Source organism: Photobacterium profundum (genome assembly GCF_003026285.1).
GTDB lineage: Bacteria > Pseudomonadota > Gammaproteobacteria > Enterobacterales > Vibrionaceae > Photobacterium > Photobacterium profundum.
Map to the genome: position 1 here is coordinate 37,714 of NZ_PYOD01000026.1, position 6,800 is coordinate 44,513.

The window sequence follows — 6,800 nt, forward strand, 5'->3', positions numbered from 1 at the left end:
TAACGTGTTTAACATTCCAATAAAAAATCACTTAATCAAAACAACTGTCTCGCTTTTTGCTGTAGGTACTCTTTTGACCTCTACGATTGTGAAAGCAGACGATATATTAACGGCAACGCCCGTTACGTATATGTTGGCGACTGAATTAACCAAAGGCACAGAAATAACCACGCGTTATTTACCGCCAAAACGTTATGGTGTTTCTCGCTTACCTAATTGGTTTAATGGCAAAGGTGCTGCATCAACAGTGAAAGCTGGTGAGAAAGCAACAGTAGCAATTACGCTTGGGGCTATTTGGCCACAAGATGCATTGTTTGTTCATGCAAGGCAAGGCAACATCGGCTTAATTGAAATCGATGCATCGCAGGCAATTTCGCCAAGGGCGCAGGGTGTTGCTGCATTACGTTTTGATGATGGGCGTATGTCATTATTTGTATGGTTGAACCCAGCTAACCTAACGAGAATGACCGCGATCGTAAGCCAAGACTTACAACGTGTTTGGCCACAGCAAGCTAAAATTATCGAGAAAAATCAGCAGCAGTTAATGATTGCTGTTCGTCAGTTAATCAACAAGCAGCAGCAAGTACTTATCGAAAAAGAAATCGATTCTGTTGTTTTATTATCTGAAGAGCTAGAAGATTTCGCATCGGGTAATCAGTTGTTTGTTGTTGAGCGGCTTACAAAGCCAGAGCTTGAATGGACTGAAAATGATAAGCAAACACTTATCACACTAATGAATGAAGATGAAACTCTATGGCTGTTAACCTCTAAAAAAGTGAGTAAGCAGCTGCAAAAAATCGTCTCTAATCCAGAGCGAATCATGGTGATTGATAGCGTAGATCGTTGGGGAGGAAAGGGCATTACACCTAGTAACCCACTTGAGCGCTGGGAACTAAAGCTGTAGCTCATTAATCTAAACAGTGCGTATTTAAAGCCCATTATCAATGTTAATGCATTAAGATAATGGGTTTTTTAGTTTATACCCCATCAAAAATATTCGTTGTTATAACCAATACCTTGATCTACTTAATGATTTTTGTTCTTTATCATAATGTTTTATAGGTCGTTGCATAGATATTTGTTATGGTATGTGAAGTTATACAACAAAACGTGATGAGTCTGGTTTTCTATACTTTATGGGCGGTAGCATGGAAAATTATCGGTCTAATGGGCTGATCACACCACTATGATGTAGACCCAGGGCTAGATTACGAAGCTCCTTGCCCCATAAGGACTCCAGATAGGTAGCTATTATTTCTACCTGCCCGTGTTCGCTTTCTTTTTAAACCCGCTTTAAAGGTTTTATCTGCATTTAATAGATTTAATGCAATATGACGAATTGCAGCAAAGTTTTCACCCGCTTCATCTCGCCTTATTCTGCATGCATCTTCATTCATGCCAACATCCAGTTTCCAATGCAATTGAACTTCAATCGACCAATGTGAGCGGCTGGATTCAAGCAACGTTTTTGCATCTAGTTTCTTAGAGCTAATGTAATATCGAATCGATATGTCCTCTGCGGGAATATCTCCAACTTGCCTAATAGATGCAACGATACCCATTACTTTTAATTCTGGCCAATCATAAGCAATATCACCCAGTACCGATAAATCTTCATTAATTAACGCTACGCGGGTTTCTTTACGACCATGCCCTTCTTCCTGAGTACTGTATGAGCTTCCTTCGAAGTTTTGCAGCATCTCCATCCTAAAGTAGTCATTAAAGGCTTTCTCTAAGCGCTTTTGATTACCTTTTACCGCCAATAAATAATCTGCACCTTTGCCAACTATGGCCTTAGCTATATCACGCTGACAGCCCATCGCATCAATAGTGACAAGGCATCCACGTATGTCGAGTAGCTTCAGAAGCTCAGGTATAGCAGTGATTTCATTCGATTTCTCTGATGTTTTGACCTGCCCAATAACCACTTGATTTGCAGCACTAAAAGCACTCACCATGTGGATTGCGCCTTGACGCCTTCCTTTGTCATAAGTGCCACGCAGAGTTTTACCATCAATCGCAATGACATCACCGTCAGTCGCTTGGTGACAGTCATCCATCCACAGAGCAAAGCACTTTTGCATCTGTTTGGCTGATATCATCCCCATCACTCTAGCAATAGTGTCATGGACGGGAATGCCACTCTCAAAATCACCATATTGCTTGAGCCAACCAAGGTGGTCTTCACCAAAATCTTGTATTTCTTCCCAACCATCAGCACCACCAATAACAGCGACAATCGACAAAAATATAATGTCTGTCAATTTGTGTTCTATTTTCCACTGTTGCCGTGGGTCTTTGATTATTGAAATATGATCCAAAAGGCTAAGTCCGTTCATGAATGATATCCATATACCGAAAGATAAGTATATGATCACAGCTGGTATAGATCGTCAAATTGATCCTAATTGGGATTGCAGTTTTGTGCAGTAAACGGTAGTTTTAATTAAATTTCAACAGCGGCTGAGCCCTTTCATAATAAGGGTTCTTCATGATCTTGCCCTGTCATATATTTTGGGCGTCTTGTCAGGTGTATCGTTAGTTCTAATATTGAGTGGTTTGTTTCTAGGTGGTTTTAGCAAAGAATCTGAAATAGAACTAATGGATAAAACTTCAAACCCAATAGAAGATAAGCCAATATATCACGGTGCTAGCAGTTATTATCGAAGCATAGGAACAATTTATCTTGGTGATAGAGGAAAGGGGGCTGCGACGATTATGGGCGGCACTGGGCGTATATCTGGGATTGCATTGCTTGATGGTCGGCCTTTGAGTGGCCTGAAGCTAAGACTATTTTTGAATATGGAAGCTTTTTCTCAGTGGGTTGAAACTGATGAAAATGGTTTATATACAGTAAATGTTCCATTTGGGAGTTATTCAATAAATGGCTACGAGTTTGATATCGCCGTGGCAAATGATGTATTAAGTGGAAAAGTCTTATCAGCCAATTCAACTCAGTATATTGAAAAAATATTTGTTAACGAGACAGATAATAGGGAAGGGTTAGAGTTTGAATTTTTGACCCCTATAGAGAAGTATACAACTAATGCTATATTTGATGCTGAAGGTGAAGTTTTACTTAAATGGGCGTCAGTAGATAACGCTGAATATTATGGCTTGCATATAACAGCGAAGAAACAAGATATCGATGAAGATGAACGTTACATCATAGGTTGGCCTGATATCCCAAAATTGAAGACTAATCAAATAAATATATCAAAGTATATAAATAAATTCCCAACTGGCTATGTATTTGACTACCATGTTTTTGCTTATACTGGTGAAGATAATTATATAAACTCAACCGCACGAAATTATGAGAATTTTGATTTCAAATTATATGGTCTAACAAGGCCATCAAGTTGACCCTTTACACGCGGCATTTTTGGTATGAATTGGCTTGTGTGTTTACGGTGGTCTGCTTGGATTATGGGGCGGGCAACTTATGGCTAGCGTTAGCTGTCCTAATTTAATTCTGGAGTAACAATAGCCATGGAAAGAATTGAATGTTTACTTAAGAAGTACGCAACGGGGAAAGTGGTGTTGGTATTATTTATACTAACAACCTTGGTATATTTGACAATGCTTCTTTACACCATTCCAGTTGTCGTTTCTTTTGCGCCCGATATGGTGCTCTTTGACTTATCCCCTGGAGGATATTCGCTGGATTACGCGGTTTCATTACTTGAAGCACTAGGTTCTGATGGTAGAGCTGAATATCTGAAAACTCAACTACCATTGGACTTTATATATCCAGGGTTATTTGCTGTCACTTGTTCACTGTTGTTAACTTGGCTATATCAAAAAGTACCCACTGACGTACCTAAGGTTCAGAACCTTTCGATTGTTCCTATATCTGTGGGGCTATTTGACTATAGTGAAAATATTTTAATTATATCAATGATTAAATCATTTCCAGATGTGTCAGAAATAGTGGTTATGTTATCAAGTATATTTACGATATTGAAAAGCGGCTTTACTATTGTTTTCATTATTCTTTTTTTTGGAGGTGTAGTTCGATTCTTGATAGCAAAGCACTACGAAGTATGAACAAAATCAGCTTTATCATAATCGGGCCAGCTAACAAGGCAATCAAGGTGACCCGTTACACTCGGCGGTTTTGGTATCGAGTTCTGTGCGCTTTGCTGGTTTAGCTAAGGGCACCTTATTGCAGGCGTTATGTTTATAAAGGGAAGTATGGAAATTCAATATAGGGCATTGATGCCTGAAGATAGTTTTCAATATCGTCAGGTACGTCTAGAAAGTCTCAAGTTGCATCCAGAATGTTTTGGTTCAGGCTACACAGAACAGGTTAAGCTTCCTAAGCTCTACTTTGAAAGGTTAATTGAAGATAGTAGTCAAGAAAACATCATGTTAGGTGCATTTCATGGAAGCAAGTTAGTCGGTTTATGTGGTGTTGTAACTCAATCGACTAAAACCGCCGAAATTATCCAAATGTACGTTGATTCAGATTATCGTGGTATAGGCCTTGGTGTGAATTTACTTTCACTCGCTAAAAAGTACGCTTCTACACGACTTAAAGTAGCCGCACTTAATCTTATTGTTTATAGAAATAATGAAAGTGCTATTAGAGCTTATGAGAAGTCAGGCTTCCAAGTCGTCGAGTCAATGTCAGACTTCAATGAAAACGAGTACTACTTGGCTTTTACGATCTAAACATAACAAAACATCAAGTTGACACGTTTTACTTCGCAGTTTTGGTGTGGAGTTCAGTGTGCTTGGTGAGTTAGCCGTAGTGCAACTTATGTTAGACGTTAGCTCTAATAAATTTAACATGGAGGTATATAAATGAGAGCAATAAGAATTATTTATGTTGTGATTGCCGCTCTTGTTGCTTTGTCATCGGCATTTGCTATTTGGATTTACTATATAAAAGAAGGCAAGGATTTACTCAATTTTACGATATCTATAGTTGGGTTCTGTATCGCTGTATTAGCTCTTTTTATTGCGGTTAGAACTTATACATCGATAGATAGTGTAAATAACATAAGTAAAATGGACGGAAATATACTAGATAATGAAAATTATGTAATTTCAGTTCCTGAATTAGTTAGACGCTTTCAGTGTCATGATGAAAAAACTTTAGAAAAAGAGTTATTCAAGTCCATAGAACTTAAGCTAAAGAGAGAATCTGATACGGCTGTTTTATTTGCCGATACTCTTCAATATATGGTTGACCTTATCGTGTTCTTTCCGGCAGTGTTTAATGCTAGTGATATTGATAAAGAAGCATATAGAAAACGTATGGGCTCTATTCTGTCAGAGATGGAACGTCGTCGTGGAATTTTACATGCAGTTAGTAAGGGAAATTCAATACAAATTACTGAAACGATAAAGTTATTTAAATCAGTAATTTCATATCAAAGCTTTGTCGCTGATAAAAGCTTCAATATTCACGCAGATTTACTTCATGTAAAAGGGCCAATACTTCGTAACCCAGTTACTAAGACCATATACCATAATTATCTAGGTTTATATTACAATAAGAAAGGAATGTTCTTAATTAATGAGTCTCTAGGTCTAAAGGGTATTGATGCTCTTTCTATCGAAGGTGTGAAATTAGTACGTAAAAAAATAGGTTTGATGTCACCATCAAATAAAGAAGATGCAATTATGTACTTTAAGTCAGCATGTGAGCAATTTGAACGGGCACACTTAGCTTGTGGAGATGACATAATGTGGCCTGGATTTATTGATTATAATAAGGCACGTACTCTGTTCTTTTTACTTTTATTGACTAATGAAGAGAATGAATGGCTAGAAGTCATGAATAATGCAATTGAGGCTAGAAGTCGATTAAATCGAATGATTGATGAAGTACTGACTGTTCATAGCTCTGAAAAACAGCAAGTAAACAATACACATTTACGTAAGTTTTTTATGTATCAAGAAGAGTTAGCACGCATGGTTAAGCTAAATATTTTACTTGGTACAGCATCATCATATTCAGACGTTTCCTCATTAGTTGTCTATCGAGGTTCATATCTTACTGGTAGGTCAACTGAAGAGCTTAAAAGTTTGCTTCAGCCTATTCATGGTTTCTCTGTTGCAAAGAAATATCAAAATGAGTTAGCTTTACATTTTGGGAGCAATCGGTACTGCACTGAGCTAACAAAAACATCAAGTTGACGCATTTTACTCCGCGGTTTTGGTCTGGAGTTTAGTGTATTTGGTGGTTTTACCGTGGCGCAACTTATGTTCGGCGTTATATTTTTAAGGAGCAGTATTATGGATATCATTCTTTATAGTGCAGTTGGATCAAATAGTTCGGAGCGAGTGGAATGAGCTCTCAATTATAAATCACTTCCATATAAACGAATGGAAGTTCCGAGTAATGAACTATCAACGACTTACCTTAAAATTAATCCATTTGGTTATGTTCCTACTATTTCAATTGATGGCATTTTAATAAGTGAATCAATGGCAATAATTGAGTGTTTAGAAGAACTTTACCCTAAAAGAGCGCTTTTTGGGCAAACTTGGGCAGAAAGGGCTGCTATACGTGAAGTATGTGAATATGTAAATTCGAGTATTCACGCTCCTCAAAATAGAACTGTATTAAAAGCCTTTCGTCCTGAGTTAACTGAAAATGAAAAACGGGAATTTCGAGGTTCTTGGATCGTACAATGCTTAACTAAATTGTCCCCTAAACTGTGGAATACCTCGAACTTTGCTATTGGTAGCAGTTTCTCAGTCGCTGATATTTTTGTTGCTTCAATTTATAAGAAATCATGTCAACACGGCGCGGTTAGACTAGAAGATTACGATAAATATTTAAA

Annotated in this window: 6 protein-coding genes and 1 pseudogene; 6 read left to right on the plus strand and 1 reads right to left on the minus strand. The window is 37.7% G+C overall.

From position 1 onward, the window contains the following. Positions 1 to 4: 4 nt before the first annotated feature. Positions 5 to 904, plus strand: a complete 900-nt coding sequence (locus tag C9J48_RS26680) for a metal ABC transporter substrate-binding protein (protein WP_006229499.1) — start codon at positions 5 to 7, stop codon at positions 902 to 904. A gap of 304 nt (positions 905 to 1,208) precedes the next feature. Here C9J48_RS26680 and C9J48_RS26685 read toward each other — a convergent pair whose 3' ends face one another. Continuing rightward, on the minus strand, positions 1,209 to 2,339 hold the full coding sequence (locus tag C9J48_RS26685) for an ISAs1-like element ISPpr10 family transposase (RefSeq protein ID WP_006229500.1): 1,131 nt from the start codon (positions 2,337 to 2,339) through the stop codon (positions 1,209 to 1,211). 211 nt (positions 2,340 to 2,550) lie between these two features. Between C9J48_RS26685 and C9J48_RS26690 the strand changes: the two genes are divergently transcribed. The 5 genes and pseudogenes from C9J48_RS26690 to C9J48_RS26710 form a co-directional block, all read left to right on the plus strand. Further along, the gene (locus C9J48_RS26690) at positions 2,551 to 3,366 is read left to right on the plus strand and encodes a hypothetical protein (protein WP_131541632.1); all 816 of its coding nucleotides are present in this window, start codon (positions 2,551 to 2,553) and stop codon (positions 3,364 to 3,366) included. A gap of 126 nt (positions 3,367 to 3,492) precedes the next feature. Further along, complete coding sequence (locus tag C9J48_RS26695; protein WP_006229503.1) at positions 3,493 to 4,050, plus strand: hypothetical protein; 558 nt, start codon at positions 3,493 to 3,495, stop codon at positions 4,048 to 4,050. A gap of 147 nt (positions 4,051 to 4,197) precedes the next feature. Beyond that, positions 4,198 to 4,677, plus strand: coding sequence for a GNAT family N-acetyltransferase (locus C9J48_RS26700; RefSeq protein WP_006229504.1), 480 nt, complete (start codon positions 4,198 to 4,200; stop codon positions 4,675 to 4,677). Positions 4,678 to 4,809: 132 nt separating this feature from the next. Continuing rightward, the gene (locus C9J48_RS26705; protein WP_006229505.1) at positions 4,810 to 6,150 is read left to right on the plus strand and encodes a hypothetical protein; all 1,341 of its coding nucleotides are present in this window, start codon (positions 4,810 to 4,812) and stop codon (positions 6,148 to 6,150) included. 99 nt (positions 6,151 to 6,249) lie between these two features. Continuing rightward, positions 6,250 to 6,800 (plus strand): annotated as a pseudogene (locus tag C9J48_RS26710) (glutathione S-transferase family protein); the annotation flags it as partial.